The organism is Streptomyces sp. SAI-127 (assembly GCF_029894425.1).
Taxonomy (GTDB): domain Bacteria; phylum Actinomycetota; class Actinomycetes; order Streptomycetales; family Streptomycetaceae; genus Streptomyces.
In genome coordinates, this window is the sequence record NZ_JARXYJ010000001.1 from 282,157 (window position 1) to 300,268 (window position 18,112).

19 protein-coding genes are annotated in these 18,112 nt (G+C 71.0%); 3 read left to right on the plus strand and 16 right to left on the minus strand.

Annotated features, from left to right (window positions below):
* The first annotated feature begins 17 nt into the window (after positions 1-17).
* Genes M2157_RS01470 through M2157_RS01480 form a run of 3 tightly spaced genes read left to right on the plus strand, consistent with a single transcriptional unit; the run spans position 18 to position 3,039 of the window.
* Positions 18-1,220 (plus strand): acyl-CoA dehydrogenase family protein, encoded by a 1,203-nt coding sequence (locus M2157_RS01470; RefSeq protein ID WP_280864122.1) that lies wholly within the window; start codon positions 18-20, stop codon positions 1,218-1,220.
* Positions 1,217-2,245 (plus strand): phosphotransferase family protein, encoded by a 1,029-nt coding sequence (locus M2157_RS01475; protein WP_280859950.1) that lies wholly within the window; start codon positions 1,217-1,219, stop codon positions 2,243-2,245. Before M2157_RS01470 ends, M2157_RS01475 begins: the two co-directional genes overlap by 4 nt.
* Positions 2,246-2,280: 35 nt before the next feature.
* The gene (locus tag M2157_RS01480; RefSeq protein WP_280859951.1) at positions 2,281-3,039 is read left to right on the plus strand and encodes a glucose 1-dehydrogenase; all 759 of its coding nucleotides are present in this window, start codon (positions 2,281-2,283) and stop codon (positions 3,037-3,039) included.
* Positions 3,040-3,140: 101 nt separating this feature from the next.
* On the opposite strand, the gene M2157_RS01485 is transcribed toward M2157_RS01480, so the two are convergent.
* From M2157_RS01485 to M2157_RS01560, 16 genes are all read right to left on the minus strand, one after another.
* Positions 3,141-4,181 (minus strand): MBL fold metallo-hydrolase, encoded by a 1,041-nt coding sequence (locus M2157_RS01485; RefSeq protein ID WP_280859952.1) that lies wholly within the window; start codon positions 4,179-4,181, stop codon positions 3,141-3,143.
* Positions 4,182-4,283: 102 nt separating this feature from the next.
* Positions 4,284-5,783, minus strand: a complete 1,500-nt coding sequence (locus M2157_RS01490) for a class I adenylate-forming enzyme family protein (protein WP_280859953.1) — start codon at positions 5,781-5,783, stop codon at positions 4,284-4,286.
* 90 nt (positions 5,784-5,873) lie between these two features.
* Positions 5,874-6,194: an EthD domain-containing protein gene (locus M2157_RS01495; protein ID WP_057614575.1), complete on the minus strand. Its 321-nt coding sequence runs from the start codon at positions 6,192-6,194 to the stop codon at positions 5,874-5,876.
* A 67-nt stretch (positions 6,195-6,261) separates the two neighbouring features.
* Complete coding sequence (locus M2157_RS01500; protein WP_280859954.1) at positions 6,262-6,648, minus strand: hypothetical protein; 387 nt, start codon at positions 6,646-6,648, stop codon at positions 6,262-6,264.
* 44 nt (positions 6,649-6,692) lie between these two features.
* On the minus strand, positions 6,693-7,052 hold the full coding sequence (locus tag M2157_RS01505; protein ID WP_280864123.1) for a nuclear transport factor 2 family protein: 360 nt from the start codon (positions 7,050-7,052) through the stop codon (positions 6,693-6,695).
* A gap of 64 nt (positions 7,053-7,116) precedes the next feature.
* Positions 7,117-8,307, minus strand: coding sequence for an ABC transporter substrate-binding protein (locus M2157_RS01510; protein ID WP_280864124.1), 1,191 nt, complete (start codon positions 8,305-8,307; stop codon positions 7,117-7,119).
* Between the two features lie 159 nt (positions 8,308-8,466).
* Positions 8,467-9,087: a TetR/AcrR family transcriptional regulator gene (locus M2157_RS01515; RefSeq protein ID WP_280859957.1), complete on the minus strand. Its 621-nt coding sequence runs from the start codon at positions 9,085-9,087 to the stop codon at positions 8,467-8,469.
* Positions 9,088-9,191: 104 nt separating this feature from the next.
* Positions 9,192-10,340, minus strand: coding sequence for an acetyl-CoA C-acetyltransferase (locus M2157_RS01520; protein ID WP_280864125.1), 1,149 nt, complete (start codon positions 10,338-10,340; stop codon positions 9,192-9,194).
* 47 nt (positions 10,341-10,387) lie between these two features.
* A complete protein-coding gene (locus tag M2157_RS01525; RefSeq protein WP_280864126.1) occupies positions 10,388-11,194 on the minus strand; it encodes an enoyl-CoA hydratase-related protein in 807 nt (268 codons plus the stop codon).
* 200 nt (positions 11,195-11,394) lie between these two features.
* Positions 11,395-12,165: an SDR family oxidoreductase gene (locus M2157_RS01530; protein ID WP_280864127.1), complete on the minus strand. Its 771-nt coding sequence runs from the start codon at positions 12,163-12,165 to the stop codon at positions 11,395-11,397.
* Positions 12,166-12,239: 74 nt separating this feature from the next.
* A complete protein-coding gene (locus M2157_RS01535; RefSeq protein ID WP_280864128.1) occupies positions 12,240-13,016 on the minus strand; it encodes an SDR family oxidoreductase in 777 nt (258 codons plus the stop codon).
* On the minus strand, positions 13,013-14,296 hold the full coding sequence (locus tag M2157_RS01540) for an acyl-CoA dehydrogenase family protein (protein WP_280864129.1): 1,284 nt from the start codon (positions 14,294-14,296) through the stop codon (positions 13,013-13,015). Before M2157_RS01540 ends, M2157_RS01535 begins: the two co-directional genes overlap by 4 nt.
* 40 nt (positions 14,297-14,336) lie before the next feature.
* A complete protein-coding gene (locus tag M2157_RS01545) occupies positions 14,337-15,311 on the minus strand; it encodes a phosphotransferase family protein (RefSeq protein WP_280864130.1) in 975 nt (324 codons plus the stop codon).
* Entirely contained in the window at positions 15,308-16,510 is a 1,203-nt protein-coding gene (locus M2157_RS01550; protein WP_280864131.1) for an acyl-CoA dehydrogenase family protein, read from the minus strand. Before M2157_RS01550 ends, M2157_RS01545 begins: the two co-directional genes overlap by 4 nt.
* A 75-nt stretch (positions 16,511-16,585) precedes the next feature.
* Positions 16,586-17,731, minus strand: coding sequence for a thiolase family protein (locus tag M2157_RS01555; protein WP_280859964.1), 1,146 nt, complete (start codon positions 17,729-17,731; stop codon positions 16,586-16,588).
* Positions 17,728-18,108 carry an OB-fold domain-containing protein gene (locus tag M2157_RS01560; RefSeq protein ID WP_280859965.1) on the minus strand — a complete coding sequence of 127 codons (381 nt, stop codon included), beginning with the start codon at positions 18,106-18,108 and terminating at the stop codon, positions 17,728-17,730. Before M2157_RS01560 ends, M2157_RS01555 begins: the two co-directional genes overlap by 4 nt.
* Positions 18,109-18,112 lie beyond the last annotated feature (4 nt).

Consider the following 18,112-nt stretch of genomic DNA (forward strand, 5'->3'; position numbering starts at 1 on the left):
CAAGCTCGGGAGTGAACATGCCCATCGGGTTCGAGATCGACGAGAGGGTCGCCGCTGTCGCTCGGCGCACCACCGCGTTCGTACAGGACGTGGTGATACCCGAGGAGCGGGCGTGCGACGGGAACGTCCACGCCGGTCCCGAGCCACTGCGCCGCCGGCTCCAGCAGGCAGCCCGCGACGCGGGGGTGTTCGCACCCCACGTCGGCACGGAATGGGGCGGGCTCGGGCTCGACCTGTGTGGGCAGGCCGTGGTGTTCGAGGCGGCCGGGTACTCGCTGCTCGGGCCGCTGGCGCTGAACTGCGCGGCACCCGACGAGGGCAACACGCATCTGCTCGAAGTGGTCGCCACGAAGGAACAGAAGGAGCGTTACCTGCGGCCGCTGGCCGCGGGTGAGGTCCGGTCCTGCTTCGCGATGACGGAGCCGGCGCCGGGCGCCGGTTCTGATCCGCGCGCCCTCGCCACCACCGCGACGAGGGTCGACGGCGGCTGGCGGATCGACGGACGCAAGTGGTTCATCAGCGGCGCCGACGGGGCCGCTTTCGCCATCTCTATGGCCCGCACCAGTGGCGGGCCGGGCGACGCGGGCGGCGCGACGATGTTCCTCGTCGATGCCGACAACCCGGGAATGAAGATCGTCCGCAACATAGACACGCTGGACCAGGGCCTGTTCGGCGGGCACAGCGAGATCGTCTTCGAGGGCTGCGAAGTCGACGACAGCGCCGTCCTGGGCGAGGTGGACCAGGGATTCACGTACGCGCAGGTCCGCCTCGGGCCCGCCCGGATGACGCACTGCATGCGCTGGCTCGGCGTGGCACGGCGGGCGCAGGACATCGCCCTGGAGCGGGCCACGGAGCGATCGGCCTTCGGCAAACCGCTCGCCGAACTCGGCATGGTGCAGCAGCTGTTGGCCGACTCCGAGATCGACATCGAGACCAGCCGTGCGGTGCTGTGGCGGGCCTGCTGGGAACTGGACCAGGGACGCTCGGCCGCCCAGCACACCTCGATCGCCAAGACCTATGTCTCCGAGGCGGTCAACCGGGTGGTCGACCGCTCCGTGCAGGTGTGCGGCGCGCTCGGCATCTCGGGGGACGCCCCGCTGTCCCGGCTGTACCGGGAGGTGCGCCCCTTCCGGATCTACGACGGTCCTTCCGAGACCCACCGGTGGGCCATCGCCAAGCGTGCGGTGCGGGCGGCGCGCGAGCGGGTGGCCGCACAGTGACCGCGCCCGAGGCCGCCGTGGTCGGCATCGACCTGCCCGCGCTGCAGCGGTACTTCGACCACCATGTCCCAGAGCGCGACGGCCCGTTGAGGATCCAGCTGCTCCAGGGCGGGCGCTCCAACCTGACGTACGAGGTGACCGACGGGACGCACCGATGGGTGCTGCGCCGGCCCCCGCTGGGGGTGCTGACCCCCACGGCACACGATATGGACCGCGAGTACCGCGTCGTCGCCGCCCTCGGCGGCACCGGGGTGCCCGTCGCGCGCGCCGTGCTGTCGTGCCGGGACCCGGAGGTGATCGGCGCGCCGTTCTGCGTCGTCGACTTCGTGGAGGGGACGGTGTTGCGCGACGGCGACGACGCTGCCGTACTGCCGCCGGACGAGGCACGACGGGCAGCCGTCGCGCTCGTGGACGCGCTGGTGGCACTCCACTCGGTCGACGCCTCCGCCGTAGGGCTCGGCGACTTCGGCCGACCGGACGGCTATCTGGAGCGTCAGGTGCGGCGCTGGCGCGGGCAGTGGGAGAAGGTCGCCACGCGTTCGCTGCCCGACGTCGACGAACTGCACGGCAGGCTCGCCCACGCCGTGCCCGTGAGTGGCGCTCCGGCGATCGTGCACGGCGACTACCGCCTGGACAACACCATCCTGGCGCCCGACGGCTTCGGCCGGATCGCGGCGATCGTCGACTGGGAGATGGCCACGCTCGGTGATCCTCTCGCCGATCTCGGAATGCTCCTCATGTACTGGGATCCGACCTGCGAACCGGTCCTCGCGGCGCGCCACGTCCCTACGGCCAACCCCGGCTTTCCCACGGGCCCCGAACTGGCCGAGCGGTACGCCGCGAAGTCCGGCCGCGACATCGACGCCCTGCCCTACTACCAGGCCCTGGGCTGTTTCAAGCTCGCCGTCATCGCGGAGGGCATCCATGCCCGCTACCTCGCGGGACAGACCGTCGGCAGCGGATTCGAGCGGGTCGGGTCCGCGGTCCCCGCGCTGCTGAGCTCGGGGCTGGAGCTGCTGCCATGACCGCGACCGCGCACACGCCGAACCGAGGAGAGCCCGTGGGAGACCGACTGTCCGGACAGATCGCCCTGGTCACCGGTGCGACCGGCGGCATCGGACATGCCGTCTCGCACCGGCTGGCCTCGGAGGGCGCGACGGTGGTGGTGACGGATGTGGACGCCGGTCGCTGCGAGGACCTGGTGAAGGAGCTGACGGGTGACGGGGCGCGGGCGCTCGGCCTCGCGCTGGACGTCAGCGACGAGGAGGCGTGGCGCGGCGCGGTCGAGCGGGTGGTCGCCGAGCTGGGTGGTCTGTCGGTGCTGGTCAACAACGCGGGCATCGCCGAGATGCGGACGGTGGAGACGGAGACCCAGGAGTCCTGGGACAAGGTCATCGCCATCACCCAGGGCGGAGTGTGGCTCGGCATGAAACACGGCGGTCCCGCGATCGAACGCTCCGGCGGCGGCTCGATCATCAACATCGCCTCGATCTTCGGCACCGTCGGCGGCTTCGGCAGCCAGTTCTCGTACCACGCCGCCAAAGGCGCGGTCCGCCTGATGACGAAGAACGCGGCACTTCACTGGGCCACGCGTGGCGTCCGCGTCAACTCCATCCACCCCGGCTTCATCGAGACGCCCCTGTCCCGGGAACTGTGGCGCGGCACGCCCCGGCACACCGCCATGATCGAGGGCACCCCGATGGGGCGGCTGGGCCGGCCCGACGAGGTCGCGGGCGCGGTGGCGTTCCTGGCCTCCCAGGACGCGACCTTCATGACGGGATCCGAACTGTACGTGGACGGCGGCTGGACGGCCCGGTGATGGAGTCCCCTGATGAGGTCCCCCGACACGGTTCGCCGTCCGCCGACAAGGAAGGAGGGGCGCGGAGATGACCGAGCCCCTCCCCCTGCGTACGTGCCGTGTCAGCGCACGCGCGTGTACTGGTTCACCCCGCCCACGAACGCCACCGTGGCGCGTCCGCGCAGCACCAGGACGTCCAGGTGGGCCGCCGTCTCGTTCACGGCGAGCATCTGGTTGAAGGCGTTGAGGTCCCCGAACGGCACCTCGCGGCGCGTCCAGCCCAGCTTGCGCGCCACCGCGTGCGCGTCGAGCGTGTCCTCGCCCAGCGCCGTCAGGCTCTTGGCCAGCCGGTCGTCGTGGTGGGTGAGCAGTTCGGCGACACGGGTGTGGGCGCTGTCGGTGACAGGCCCGTGCGCGGGCAGCAGACGGGTGTCGGCGTACCGCGTCATAAGCCGCAGCGAGTCCAGGTAGTCGGCGAGGGGGCGCCCGTCGGCCTCGGTCAGCTCGAAGCCGATGGACGGGGTGATGTGCGGAAGGACGTGGTCGCCGGCGAACAGCAGACCGCGCTCTTCGTCCAGGAAGACCACGTGCCCCCTGGTGTGCCCGGGAGTCGGTACGACGCGCAGCTCGTGCTCGCCGAAGCGGAGCGTTCCCGCCCCGAGCCACTGGTCGGGGGCCTCCCACACGCTCGGGTCGTAGCCGCCGTGGTCCATCGCCGCGATCTGGTCGGCGATATCGGGCGCTCCTCCCCTGCGCAGGGTCTCCAGCGAGCCGGCGGGTACGTCGCTGCGCAGCCGGTCGAGCATCTCCAGGCCCGGCCGTTCGCCCGCGCCCAGGTAGACCCGCGAGCCCAGCAGTCGGCGCAATTCCACGGCGTTGGTGTAGTGGTCACGGTGGATGTGGGTGACCAGGATGTGGCTGATGTCGCCGAGGTCGCGCCCGATGGCGGCCAGCGCCTCCTCCAGTGCCTTGCGCGCCTCGGGGATCGCCCAGCCCCCGTCGATCATGACGATGCCGTTGTCCTCCGCGAGGTTCTCCAGCAGATAGACGTTGACGGCGTGCAGGCCGTCGTTGGGCAGTGGCAGGGGAACGCGGTGCACTCCGGGCTGGACGGTCTGGACTCCGGCTGCGGCCCATGGGCCCTGGTCGAACCGCGCTGTCATGTCTCTCCCATGCTTCTGTTTCGCTGGGGACCGGACCCGGCGGGATGCGCGGGGGTGCGACCGCGCCGGGTCCGTCCTGTGGTCAAGCCGGATCGCCTCTGATCAGGCCGAGTCGGGGGTGCCCGTCCGTAGCCGGTGGGCGAGTTCGCGGGCTCCGCTCCGGTCGAGTTTGCCGACCTTGGTCTGGGGCAGCTCCTCGACGTCGTACACGAACTCGGGCCACTTGGCCTTGGACAGTCCGACGCTCTCCAGGTGTCCGGTCACCTCGGCCAGGTCGATGCCGTGTCCGTCCTCGGTGACGACCAGCAGTGCGACGCGCTCGCCGAGCACCTCGTCCGGGACCGCGGCGACGCAGGCCCTGGCCACGCGCGGGTACCCGGCGACGGCCCGCTCGATCTCGGTGATGTCGATGTTGAGGCCGCCGCGGATGATGATGTCCTTCTCGCGGCCCATGATGGTGACGGTGCCGTCCTCGTGGGTCAGCAGCAGGTCACCGGTCGGGAAGAAGCCGTCCTCGGTCAGCGCCGGCCGCTCGACGTGGCCGTCGCAGGCGTAGCCGACGAACAGGGAGGGGCCGCGGACCTGGGCCCGGCCGGTGACGCCCGGTTTGGCCTCGGCGCCGTCGGGGGTCAGTGCGCGCAGGTGCGTGCCCGGGAAGGGGCGGCCGTCCCTGCCGAGCCGGATCTCCTCGGGGTCGTCGGGGCGCGGTGAGGTGTGGCCGAGGCACTCCGACATGCCGAAGACGCGCAGGATCCTGGTGCCCAGTGACCGTTCGGCGCGTGCCAGGGCGCCACGGTCCATGGGACCGCCGCCCACGGTGATGGCGCGGACTCCCGAGAGCACGCCGGATCCGGCCGCCTCGGCCCCCATCTGCAGCGCCATCGTCGGTACGCACATGGTCCAGCGGACCTCGGTCTCGGCCATCCGTCGCAGCGCGACGGCCCGGTCCCACTTCGAGGTCAGGACGAGCGGGCCGCCCAGCAGAAGGGAGAGGTACACGCCGAAGCAGTAGGCGGCCGTCGACGACAGCGGCACGATCGCGGCCACCGCGTCGCCGGGGGCCAGGCCGTTGATGTCGATCGTGCTGGCGCAGGCGTAGCGCAGGGCCTCCTCGGACTGCACCACGCCCTTGGGCCGCCCTGTCGAGCCGGAGGTCAGCCCGATGAGGACACCTCCCGACCAGCGTGACACCTCACGCGGTCCGGGTGTGGCGCGGCAGGTCCAGCCGTCGAGCACCGCGTCCACCGGGCCCGGCAGCAGCTCGTGGAGTCTCCATTCGTCGCTCGCTGAGGTCTCGGCGACGACCGCGTCGGGGCGGATGTCCTCCCAGGCTGCTGCGAACTCGGCCTGGGTGGTGTGCCGGTTGACGACCGCGAGGACCCCGCCGCGCAGTCCCACGGCCAGGGAGCCGGCCACGGTACGCCATGAGTTGTCGGCCTGGAGCATGACGGTGCCGCCCTGGCCGCCTGGGAACATCGCTTCGGCGAGCCGGCCGGCCTCGGCGAGCAGCTCGCGCGCCGTATGACTGCCCTCGTCGTCGATGACGGCGACGAAGTCCGCCTGCTCGGCCCTTCGTTGGAACTCCCGCACTACCTGTCGCATCCCGCTTCCTCGCTACGCTGGCCGTACTCCGTGAAGATCTGTGTGATGAACGCGGTGGTGAACGCTCTGAGAAGGCCCGGTCCGGCGGTCTCAGCCGCCGAACAGTTGTGCCTCGTGCCCCATCACCGCGATGCGGCGGCCCTTCATGTCCCCGACCTGTGCGATCGCGTCCGCCCACTCCTGGCTCGCGAGGGCTTTCTTCAGGTCCTGCGGGGAGTCGAAGCTGAGCACGGAGATCCCGTCCCAGCCCTCCGAGCGGGGCTCGAGCGCCTGGTCGATCTCGGTGTGCCGCCAGGCGCGAAGCCCGGGCAGGCGGTAGGTCAGTTCCGCGTGGTCGCCGCGCCACCAGTCGATGAACTGCTCGTGGGTCCACTCCGGGGGCCTGGCGGCCAGCAGGACGAGGTTGTACATGACGGTCCTCCGTGGGTGTCCGGTCGAGGCGGAGCTTGCATGTCCAGTCGCTTCCGGTCGTGTGGGTTCAGGTGAAGCGGATCTCGGACGACCGGCCGATCAGCAGGCGCTGCAGACGTCCGTAGTCGTCCACCCGGCCCGCGGCGACGAAGGTCGCCTCGGGTACTCCTCCGCGCCGCACCTCGCCGAGGAAGAGTTCGTCCTGGCCGAGGGTGGTCGCGGACAGGAGATGGTGGGTGCGGGTGCCCTTCTCGCGCTGTTCGAGATAGCCGACGAGGGCGGCACGGTCCCCGGCGAAGTCGGTTGCGTTGCCGTCGCCGGTGGAGAACAGGATGGAGAGGGTGAAGTCGTCGCTGATCAGGTCGAGGATCCGGGTCGGTTCGTCACTGTCGAGGATGTCGAACCAGGCGGTGAGGAAGGGCGCGGGGGCGGCGTCCGTGGAGGTGTCGGGCATGTCGGTTCCCAGGAATCGGTGGGTGGCTGCCGGGGTGGGGACTGCTAGTCCGGCCGGTCGATGAGGTCGTAGGTGGTGCTGAAGTACGACTGGTAGCGGGCCATGCGCCCGTCGGGTGTGACGACGGCGGCCGAGAGGAAGGAGCCGACGGTCTTCCCGGACTCGGTGACCACTCCGTACACGGTCTCCAGGTCGCCGTCGGAGCTGTGCCGGAGGATTTTGTGTCCCCTGTCGACGGCGTTGCGGCCGGCGATGTAGGCGGCGAAGTCGTCCCTGGAGGTTCCCGTCGCCTCGCGGCCGGGCAGGGCGATCAGGAATCGGAAGTCCGGCTCGAGGAGTTCGAGTGCCCGACGGGGGTCGTCACTGTCCATGCGGGCCATGTAGTCGGGGATTACGCCGGCCATGGGAGTCCTCTCCATGCGGGGAATGGCTGGGTTCAGTCGCGATCAGGATCAGTCGCTGGGGGATTCAGTCACGGGCGGGCGGGGTGAAGAAGTCCCCCTGGGACTCCCAGCGGCCGTCCCTGACAACGACCTTCTGTACGTCGCGGGTGCCGAGGTGGTTCTGCGTGGAAAAGTTCAGGACCGGTGCCACGCCGGTGTCGACCGCTCGGGCCTTCTTGTACGCGGCGGTCAGCGCCTCGGAGGTGATGGGGCCGTCGATGGTCTGGGCGATCTCGACGAATGCCTTGGCCGCGGCCCAGCCCCACAGGGTGATGAAGTCGGCCGGCTGCCCGCGCTCGTACTTGGCCATCGCGGAGCGGAACTCCTTGATGGCCGGGTCGTCGTCATCGTTGGGCGACTTCACCAGCTGCACCGCCTTGACGCCTTCGGCCGCCTTGCCCGCGAGGGTGAGGGTGGACTGTGCCGCGACCGGAGCGTAGCCGTACACGGGTGTGTTCAGCCCTTGGAGCTTGGCTTCCTTCAGGTAGGACGCGGCCTCGGCGGCGGCGAGGATCACCACGACGGCGTCGGGTTTCTCACGCTTCACCTTGCTGATCACCGGGCTGTAGTCGGTGGTCTGGAACTTGACCGACAGGCTTTCGACCCGGACCGACGGATCGGTCTTGCGGGCCGCCGGGCCGATCTCCTTGGCGACGTTCACGAACGCCGCGGGGTCGCTGTGTACGACGAGCACCTTCTTCGCCCCGTCTTGCGCCGCCCACTGCCCGAGCGCCGATGCCTGGTCCTCGTAGAGGGTCTGCATGCCGAACAGGCCGTCGCGAGCGGGCTGGTACCAGGACGCGTCGCCGCCCAGGGTGTTGAGGACGGGGACCTTCGACTGTTCGAGGACGAAGGGGAAGGTGGCCTGGGACTGTGCGGTGCCGTTGGTGGCGACGATCGCCACCACTCCGTCCTGGTCGACGAGCCGACGGGCGATCTGCACGGTCTGCTGGGGATCGAAGGCGTTGTCCTTGACGACCCAGTCGATCTTGCGTCCGTTGATCCCGCCGCGGGCGTTGACCGACTTGAAGTACGCGTCGGCGCCGGCTCTCTCGGGGATGCCGAACGAGGCGACGGCTCCCGTGAGCGGGTACCACGCGCCGATCCTGATGATGTCGTCCCGGGCCGCGGGGCCTTGGGTGCCGCAGGCGCTCGTCGCGAGTGCGAGCAGGGCGGTGGCTGCGGCGATGAGCGAGCGTGTCGTGCGTCGTCGCAAGACCCCTCCTCAGATCAACCTGAGTTAAGTTCAGTTCAGTTTGGATTTTAATCCCGCGAAAACAGCCCTGGCAATGGCTCGTCACGTACTGAGAAAGCAGTGCGGCCCTCCGACGTGGGTCCGTCGGAGGGCCGCGAGGTGCGGTGACCGCTCAGCGCGTCAGGAGGCGACCATCCGGACGCAGGCGCCCTCGATCAGCTCGCTGACCTCCGCGAGCGGGGTCGGTCCTGACGGCCGGTACCACCGCCACACACTGACGATCAGCCCGAGCACACTCGCACCGAGCAGTTGTGCGTCACGCAGCGGGAAGGAGCCCTGGGACATGCCCTTGACGAGCAGATTCGTCCAGTCCCGTTCGACGACCTGGACCAGCTGACGGGCCGCGACCCGCTCGTCCTCCTCGCGCTTGGACCTGCGCGAACCGGACAGCAGATCCATGTGGTTCTGCAGGATGCGCATCTGCAGGACCTCCTGCGGTGACACGTCGTAGGCCGCGCGGACCGCGGCCCGCAGCGCCTCGACGGGGTCCGCGGCGTCCTTCGTCGCCTCCACGAACCGGTCGTGGGAGCGTTGCAGTTCCACCCGCATGATGGTGAGCAGGCAGTGGGTCTTCGACTCGAAGTAGTGGTAGAGGGCCGTCTGCCCGATGCCGACACGCTCCGCCACCGTCGACCACTTGGTGGCCTCGAAGCCGGTCTCACCGAAACAGTCCACCGCGGCCGTGAGAATGGCCGCGCGCTTGGACCGCGGTCCCGCCTCCGGTTCAACGATCCTCGTCATGCTCCCTCTCCATGGCCGTCACCCACCGTGTCCGTACCCGAGAGTAAACCCAAGTTGAACTCAGTTGCCAATCAGATCCGGTCAGAGGCGTCGAGCACGGCCGGTCAGAGGCGTTCGAGCACCGTCGCGTTGGCCATCCCCCCGCCCTCGCACATCGTCTGCAGACCGTAGCGGCCACCGGTCCTGCGCAGCTGGTGGACGAGCGTGGTCATCAGGCGGGCGCCCGTGGCGCCGAGCGGATGCCCGAGCGCGATCGCCCCGCCGAAGGCGTTGACCCGCTCCTGGTCGGCGCCGATCTCCTTCTGCCAGGCGAGGACGACGGAGGCGAAGGCCTCGTTGATCTCGACCAGGTCGATGTCGTCGATGGACAGGCCCGCCCTGTCCAGGACCTTCTCGGTGGCCGGGATCGGGCCGGTCAGCATGTGGATCGGGTCGGAGCCGACCACTGCCATGGTGTGCACGCGGGCCAGGGGGGTCAGACCGTGGCGGCGGACCGCGTCCTCGGAGGCGATGAGCAGGGCGGCGGCACCGTCGGAGATCTGGCTGGAGACGGCGGCCGTCAGCCGCCCGTCGTCGGTGAGGGTCTTCAGTCCCGCCATCTTCTCGAGCGTGGTGTCGGCGCGCGGGCCCTCGTCGGCGGCGAGCCCGAAGGCCGGGGTGATCTCCTCGCCGAAGGCTCCGCCGGCCTGCGCGGCGAGCGCCCGCTGGTGGCTGGTGAGCGCGAACCGCTCCATGTCCTCGCGCGAGACGCCCCACTTCTCGGCGATCAGCTCGGCGCCACGGAACTGCGACACCTCCTGGTCCCCGAAGTGCTCGCGCCAGCCGTCTCCGGCGAAGGGACTGCCCATGCCCGCCTGTTCGCCGACGAACATGGGGCTGGCTATCGGCACCAGGCTCATCACCTCCACCCCGCCCGCGACCACCAGGTCGGCGGCGCCGGAACCGACCGCCTGGGCGGCGAAGTGCACGGCCTGCTGGGAGGAGCCGCACTGACGGTCGATGGTGGTCCCGGGTACGTGCTGCGGCAGCCCCGCCGACAGCCACGCGGTGCGGGCGATGTTTCCGGTCTGGGCCCCGATCTGGCTGACACAGCCGAAATACACGTCGTCGACCGCGTCCGGGTCGGCTCCCGTACGTTCCAGCAGGGCCCGCAGCACATGGGCGCCGAGATCGGCCGGGTGCACGCCGCTGAGCGTGCCCTTGCGGCGGCCGACCGGGGTACGGACGGCTCCGACGATGAATGCTTCCGACACGGTGGGCTCCCTTGGTTCGGAGGACGAGTTGAGTGATCGTTGAGTGATCAAGGCCTGGACGGGACGCGCCTGAAGTCCGGAGCCCTCTTGTCGAGGAACGCGGCGACGCCCTCACGTCCCTCGTCCGAAGCGGCCGCGGCGGCGAGCGCACTGGCCTCGTCGTCGAGATGCCGGGTGAGGTCCGCCGTCTGACCGGAGGCGACGAGGCGGCGGGTGGCGCCGAAGGCGCGGGTGGGGCCGCGGCGCAGGGCCTCTGCGGTCCGCTCGGCCTCAGCGGTCAGTTCCCCGGACGGGACGACACGGCTCACCAGACCGATCGCGACGGCTTCCGCCGCCGGTACACGGCGGTTCGTCAGCAGTAGCTCCACCGCACGCTTGGGCCCGACGAGGCGGGGCAGCTGCCAGCTCACCCCGGCGTCCGGCGAGTAGCCGATACCGGTGTACGCGGCGGTGAACGTGACGTCGTCGGCCGCGAGTGTCACGTCGGCGGCCGCGGCAAGGCCGATGCCCGCGCCTGCGACGGCACCGTGGACGGCGGCCACCATGGGCGCGTCGATCGAGGCGAACGTGCGCAGGGCGTCGTGCAGCGCGTCGGTCACCGCGACGAGGTGCTTCTCCAGGGCCTCACCGGTGAGCCGGGAGAACTCCCTGAGGTCGCCGCCGACGCAGAAGGACTTCCCCTCACCGGTGAGCAGCACGGCGCGTACGGCCGCACGTTCGCAGGCCCTCGCCGCGTCGAGTAGCCCGCGCGCCGTCGAGAGGTCGATGGCGTTGCCCGCCTGGGCCCGGCGCAGCGTGACGCGGGCGAGGCCGTCGTCCTGGATCTCGACGCCGACGCTCGCCGCGCGATCCACTGCACGCGGGCTGAGGCCGGCCGTAGGGCGATTCGCGGCACCCGGACCGACACCCGCCGTCGCGCGGTCCGCAACACGTGGGCTGCCGCCCGTCGTACCGCGATCCGCAGCACCCGGACCGACATCCGCCATCGCGCGGTCCCCCGCGCCCGGTCCGGCGCCCGCTGTAGCATGCTCCCCCGCACCCGGTCCGGCGCCCGTCACCGCGCGGTCCATCCGCCGTCGACGGTCAGGACCTGGCCGGTGCAGTACGAGGACGCGTCCGAGGCGAGGAACAGCAGCGCGCCGTCGAGTTCGTGGCCGTCGCCGCCGCGGTGCAGCAGGGTGTTGCGTTCGACCCAACGACTGGAGCGCTCGTCACTAAAGAGGTCCTCGGTCATCTCGGTGTGGAACCAGCCCGGGGCGAGCGCGTTGACGCGTGTTCCGCTACGGCCCCACTGGCCGGCCAGCTCACGGGTCAGGCCGATGAGGCCGGCCTTGGACGCGGAGTAGCTCGCACCGCCGAGGGGTGCGGCGGAGACCAGGCCGAGGATGGAGGAGACGTTGATGATGCTCCTGCCGCCGCTCGCCGGGGCCGGGGCCTCGGCAGTCAGCCGGGCCAGATGGAAGGGCGCGGTGAGGTTGACGCCGAGGACGTCGGTGAAGGCGTCCGGCGATTCGTCCTCGGCACGGGTCTCGCCCGAGGTCGCGGCGTTGTTGACGAGGATGTCGATGCGGCCGGTGGTCGTCAGCGCCGTCTCGATGAGCCTCGTACGGTCGGCCTCTCGTGCGACGTCGCAAGCGACCGGGTGGATGCGCGCGTCGGAGTCGGCGAGTTCCTTCAGCCGGTCGACGCGGCGGGCGGCGGCGAACACGGTGGCGCCGGCCTGCGCGAGGACGCTCGCGAACCGGGCGCCGAGCCCCGCGGACGCACCGGTGACGACGGCGGTCCTGCCCTCCAGCGAGAACAGTTCACCGGCGGGACGCGGCACGCTCGGTCGTCCCTCGCCGTCGGCAGGGCGCGGCGCGCTCGGTCGTCCCCCCCGTTCAGCGGGTCGCGGGGCGCTCACTCGTCCACCCCGATCGGCAGGGCGGTCGCGCCTCCGTCGAGCACCAGGGTCTGGCCGGTCATCCAGGAAGAGGCGTCGGAGGCGAGGAACAGCGCCGCGCTCGCCACATCCTCCACCGTGCCCAGGCGCCGCATCGGCAGCTTGGCGGTGAGGACGGTCTCACGGACCTCCCACACCGCACGCGCCAGTTCGGTCTTGATCAGGCCAGGGGCGATGGCGTTCACCCGTGCGCGCGGCCCGAGTTCGTAGGCGAGCTGCCGGGTCATGTGGAGCATGGCCGCCTTGGTGGCGTTGTAGTAGCCGATGTGCGGGTCGACGATCAGTCCACCGACGGAGGCGATGTTCACGACCGCTCCCCCGTGCTCGGCCATCCAGGCGCGCCAGGCGCAGCGGGTCCAGGCGATCATTCCGTACTGGTTGACCCGTACCGTCTTCTCCGCCCGCGGCAGATCCAGGTCGAGCAGGTCACCGTGGTACGGGTTGGTCGCCGCGTTGTTGACGAGGATGTCGACGCGGCCGAAGCGGGCCATGGTCTCGTCGACGCAGGCCTCGGCCTGGTCGGGCTCGCCGGCGTTGGCCACCACGGTGTGGAGGTCGCCGTCGCTCTTGACGCGTAGCAACTCCTCGCGCGCTTCGGCCAGTCCGGACGCCTTCCGCGCCGCTATGACCACGTGCGCGCCGGCCGCCCGGTAGGCGGTGGCGATGCCCAGGCCGATGCCGCGGGATCCGCCGGTGATGACGGCCACCTTGCCGTCGAGGATATTGGCGCTCACGCTGCCCCCGCCTTCGTGTCCAAGGTCTGCCGTTCGGCCTTCGTGTCGGCCGTCTGCCGTTCGGCCTTCGGATCGGTCTTCTTGTACCGGGCGAGTTCCTGGCGGGCGACCGTGCGCAGGTGCACCTCGTCGGGCCCGTCGGCGATCTTCAGTGCCCGGGTGATGGAGAACAGCCGGGCCAGTACGGTGTCGTCGCTGACCCCGGCCGCGCCGTGTGCCTGGACCGCGCGGTCGACCACCTTGTGGGCGACCTCCAGCGCCGCCACCTTGATCGCGGCGACCTCCATCCGGGCGGCGGCGTTGCCCACGGTGTCCATCAGCCAGGCCGACTTCAGTACCAGCAGCCGTAGTTGTTCGATCTCGATACGGCTGCGGGCGATCCACTCGCGCACCACGCCGCGGTCGGCGAGAGGCCCGCCGAAGGCGACGCGGTCGGTGGCGCGTTCGCACATCAGCTGCAGGGCGCGCTCGGCGAAACCCACGGCGCGCATCGCGTAGTGCATGCGTCCGGGGCCGAGCCGCCCCTGGGCGATGGCGAATCCGTCGCCCTCGCCGCCGAGGATGTTCTCCACGGGCACGCGGACGTCCTCGAAGAGCACCTCGCCGTGTCCGCACCGGTCGGTGTAGCCGAACATCGGCAGGTCGCGCAGGACGGTGACGCCCGGCGTGTCGCGGGGAATGAGCAGCATGCTCTGCTGGCGGTAGGTGGGCGCGTCCGGGTCGGTCTTGCCCATCAGGATGATCAGCTTGCAGTCGGGGTCGAGGATCCCGGAGGTGTACCACTTGCGGCCGTTGACGACATAGCTGTCGCCGTCGCGGGTGATGCGGGTGCGGATGTTGCGGGCGTCGGAGCTGGCGACCTCGGGCTCGGTCATCGCGAAGCAGGACCGGATCTCGGCCTCCAGCAGGGGCCGCAGCCAGCCCTTCTGCTGTGCGGGGGTGCCGTACAGCGCGAGCAGTTCCATGTTGCCGGTGTCGGGCGCCGAGCAGTTGAACACCTCGGGGCCGATGATGGAGCGGCCCGCCAGTTCCATGAGGGGCGCGTATTCGAGGTTGGTGAGTCCCGCGCCCCAGTCGCCGTGCGCCATGAAGAGGTTCCACAGGCCCTCGGCGCGTGCCTTCTCCTTCAGCTCGGTCATCACCGGCGGCAGCGCGTGCGGGTCGTCCGCCTCGGCCAGCTGCCGGTCGTAGACGGCCTCCGCGGGGAAGACGTGCTGTTCCATGAACGACCGCATACGGTGCTGGAGTTCACTCGCCCGGGGCGAGAATCCGAAGTCCACGAGTTGCTCCTCATGCTGGGGTGTGGCTGGCGGGTCCGGGTCAGCCGAGGATGTCGCGCGCCGTGCGGATCATCGCGGCGATGGTGGGCGGCAGTCGCTCCTGGTCCGGGTCGTGGTGCTTGCCCTCACGGTGCCGGCGCAGGTTGTGGCCCATGATCGCGGCCATCTTCATGCGGCCCAGGGCGCGGAACCAGTCCATCGCGGGCAGCGCGGGGCCGCCACCGCCGTAGGCGTCGAGGAGTTCGGCCTCGGTGGGCAGGCCGGGCACCGCGCGGCCCAGCTGCGGGAAGTTGCGGTGGTCGGCGAAGAGCAGGAACCAGCCCAGGTCGATGCGTGGGTCGCCGACGCTCCAGATCTCCCAGTCGACGACGGCCACCGCGCGCTCGCCGACGCACAGCACGTTCCCGAGCCGGAAGTCGCCGTGCAGCAGCACCGGCGGGTGGCCGTCGGGCACGTCGTCGGCGAGGCGTTTGAGCAACTCCTCGCCTCCCGGCCGCAGTTCGGACGGTACGGCGTGCAGGGTGCGGCTCCACCGTTCCAGCTCGCCGGTGGCGTCGAGTGGTTCGGGCGCGTCCAGGCCGGGTGTGTCGATGTCGGTCTCGTGCAGCCGGCGCAGCACGGAGGCGATCTGCAGCATGCGTGCCCGAGCCGTGGCGGCGGGTACCTCGGGTTCGTCCAGGACGGGTTCTACGGCCTCACCGGCGGCGAAGTCCATGGCGAACCAGGCCGGTTGGCTCTCGTCGACGGCGGCGACACCCGGCACCGGCACCGCGGTTCCGGCGAGCGCGCCCAGGACCCGTGCCTGACGCAGCACGTCGTTGCGCCCGACGGGCCGCTGCCCGGGAGGCACCGCCTTGATGACGTACGCCGCCTCGCCCGCGTTCACCGCGTACGTCAGCCCCGAGTGGCCACCGGGCAGGGTCCTCAACTCGCCCACGGGCCCCCCCGGATGGCTGCGGGCGAGAGCGTCACGGACCCGTGCGGCCAGCTCCGACAGCTGCGTGACCGTGCTCATCGGACGGGCTCCTTGGGCAGGCCGAGCACCCGCTCGGCGAGGATGTTGTGCTGGATCTCGTCGGTACCGCCCGCGATGCTGTAACCGGGCGCGCCGAGCAGGTGCTCCGTCCAGGCGTACGTGCCCCACTCCCCCGTGTCGGCGACGAGGCGCGGCCCGAGCAGTTCGGACGCCAGGTCGCTGGTGCGGCGCATGGTCTCGGTGGCGTACAGCTTGCCGACCGAGGCCTCGGCTCCGGGTTCGCGTCCGGCGACGAGGGCGCCGGTCACCCGCAGCCCGATGAGCCGCTGCACGAGGGCGCGGAGGTAGAGGTCGGCGGCCTGTCGCTGTTCGCCGCCGGTGAGCGGGCGGGGCAGGTTCCTGGCCAGGTCCAGGGCCCGGTCGGCGTTGTCGAGGCCCAGGTTTCCGGAGTCGAGCCGTTCGGCGGCCAGCACACTCAGCGTGACCCGCCAGCCCTCGCCGACCGGTCCCAGCCGGTCGGTGTCGGGCACGATCACGTCGTCGAGGTAGACCTCGTTGAAGCTGGCCCCGCCTGTCATCTGCTGGATGGGCCGTACGGTCACGCCCGGCGCGTCCATGCGCACCAGGAAGACGGTGATGCCGGCGTGTTTGCGTACGTCCGGGTCGGTGCGGCACACGGCGACCCCCCAGGTCGCGACCCCGGCCCCGGAGGTCCACACCTTGTGGCCCCGCAGCACCCAGTGGTCGCCTTCACGCACCGCCTTCGAACGCACCGCGGCGAGGTCGGAGCCCGCCTCGGTCTCGGAGAAGAGCTGGCAGGCCAGCTCGTCCGTGCGCAGCATGGGCCGCAGCCAGCGCCCCTTCTGCTCGTCGGTGCCCCAGATGCCGATCGCGGGGGCGACGAGCTGCTGGGTCACGGGGAAGATCTCGGTGCGGTGCGGCACGTCGAAGGCCGCTTCTTCGGTGCGGTAGAGCTGCTCGTAGTACGCGGGCAGCTCACGGCCTCCGTACGCGGTCTGCCAGTTGAGGGCGCCCCAGCCCTGGTCGTAGCGGGTGCGTTCCCATTCCTGGGTGCGGGCGGTGTGCTCGCGTTCCTGCTGCTGCGTCCAGTTCTCGAACACGGCGACGGAGTCGGAGCCGCTGCCCCACGCCCCGTCGGCCCTGCGCGGGCGGGCGACCGTGGCGAGCCACTGGCGGGCCTGCGCGCGGAACGCGTTGGGATCCGGGATACCGCTCATGTCCTTCCTCTCTCCTTCCTCCGTCGCGGATCCTTGAGTCGCGGACCCTTGAGTCGCGGATCCTTCCGTCGCGGATCAGCGGGACAGCACCGTGCAGGCGCTCACGCCCGGGGCGCCGTACACATGGGTGAAGCCGACCCTCGGTCCGCCCGGGACCTGGCGTTCGCCTGCCCGGCCGCGCAGTTGCTGGACGACCTCGTAGACCTGGCGCAGTCCCGAGGCGCCGATGGGTTCGCCGTTGGCGATGCAGCCGCCGTCGGTGTTGACCGGCAGGGTGCCACCGATCTCGGTGGCACCCGAGGCGATCAGCCACTCCTGTTCGCCGTTCTCGCAGAACCCGCACTCGGCCATGTGCATGATCTCGGCGCCGCTCTCGGTGTCCTGGAGCTGGCACACGTCCACGTCGCCGGGACCGAGCCCCGCCTCCTCGAAGGCGGCGGCGGAGGCGTCGCGGCTGACGCTGGTGAGTTCGCCCCCGGGGATCCAGGGGCTGAACACCTCGAACGAGCCAAAGCGGCGGGTGCGTACGGCCGCCGAGCGCAGGGTGACCGACGGGCCGTCCAGGGTGCGGGCGACCTCGGGCGAGCACAGGACGAGCGCGGCGGCGCCCGCTCCCGGCGAGCAGAACATGAAGCGGGTCAGGGGATCGCTGACCATGCCGGAGTCGAGGATCTCCTCGGCGGACACTGGCTTGCGCCGCCATGCCTCGGGGGTCAGCCCTCCGTTGCGGTACGCCTTCTCGGCGACCAGGGCGAGGGTCCGCGGCGTGATTCCGTGGTCGTGCATGTAGCGCTGGATCTTCATGCCGAAGAACTGGGTGGTCACCATCAGTCCGCCGCTGCCGTACTCGGCGCCCAGTCCCCAGTCCTCGGGGCGTGGGTCGAAGGCGCCGCGCGGGTGTTTGTCGAAGCCGACGGCGAGGACGACGTCCGCCATGCCGGAGCGGATCGCGTTCACGGCGGAGACCAGGGCGCTGCCGCCGGTCGCGCAGCCGTTCTTGACGTTGACGAACGGCAGCCCGGTCAGGCCGAGTTGGGCCACCAGGGTGTCGGCGAGCCCGGCGCTGTCGCTGCCGCCGAACGCCGCTCCCACCCGCGACCACTCGATTCCGGCATCTGCCAGAGCGCTGTTCACCGCGCCGACGGCCAGTTGACGGCCGCTGGCCTCCGTGCGGCCGAACGGGGTGCGCCCGGCACCGCAGATCAGGACGTCGGCGCTCATGCGCTCCCCTTGTGGCCGGTGGTGGGGTGGGCCCGCGGTACCCCTTCGCCCGCGGTAACCGTGAGGGGCATGCCGATGCGGACCTCCTCGAAGTCGTCGACGTCGAGGACTGCGGCCACCCGTACGCCGTCCGGCAGTTCGACGTAGCCGAGCGCGAACGGGACGAAGCCGCCCGGCGGGGCCTGGTACGGCGGTGACTTGGGTGCGTAGCGCTGCACCGTCCAGGTCCACAGGGTGCCCGCGCCGGACAGGGCCGCCGGGTCGGCCGGCCCTCCGCAGCGCGGACACGCGTCGTCCGCGGGGTAGACCGACACCGAGCAGCCGGGGCAGCGTGAGCCCTGGAGTGCGGTCGCCGGACTGCGCGGATCCGTGGTCATGCGG

Coding starts and splice junctions, on each gene's coding strand:
- M2157_RS01515 (WP_280859957.1), bottom strand. CDS start 9,087: ATGACGAGGATCGTTGAACCGGAGGCGGGACCGCGGTCCAAGCGCGCG.
- M2157_RS01490 (WP_280859953.1), bottom strand. CDS start 5,783: ATGCGACAGGTAGTGCGGGAGTTCCAACGAAGGGCCGAGCAGGCGGAC.
- M2157_RS01550 (WP_280864131.1), bottom strand. CDS start 16,510: ATGAGCGGTATCCCGGATCCCAACGCGTTCCGCGCGCAGGCCCGCCAG.
- M2157_RS01495 (WP_057614575.1), bottom strand. CDS start 6,194: ATGTACAACCTCGTCCTGCTGGCCGCCAGGCCCCCGGAGTGGACCCAC.
- M2157_RS01560 (WP_280859965.1), bottom strand. CDS start 18,108: ATGACCACGGATCCGCGCAGTCCGGCGACCGCACTCCAGGGCTCACGC.
- M2157_RS01470 (WP_280864122.1), top strand. CDS start 18: ATGCCCATCGGGTTCGAGATCGACGAGAGGGTCGCCGCTGTCGCTCGG.
- M2157_RS01555 (WP_280859964.1), bottom strand. CDS start 17,731: ATGAGCGCCGACGTCCTGATCTGCGGTGCCGGGCGCACCCCGTTCGGC.
- M2157_RS01505 (WP_280864123.1), bottom strand. CDS start 7,052: ATGGCCGGCGTAATCCCCGACTACATGGCCCGCATGGACAGTGACGAC.
- M2157_RS01545 (WP_280864130.1), bottom strand. CDS start 15,311: ATGAGCACGGTCACGCAGCTGTCGGAGCTGGCCGCACGGGTCCGTGAC.
- M2157_RS01500 (WP_280859954.1), bottom strand. CDS start 6,648: ATGCCCGACACCTCCACGGACGCCGCCCCCGCGCCCTTCCTCACCGCC.
- M2157_RS01485 (WP_280859952.1), bottom strand. CDS start 4,181: ATGACAGCGCGGTTCGACCAGGGCCCATGGGCCGCAGCCGGAGTCCAG.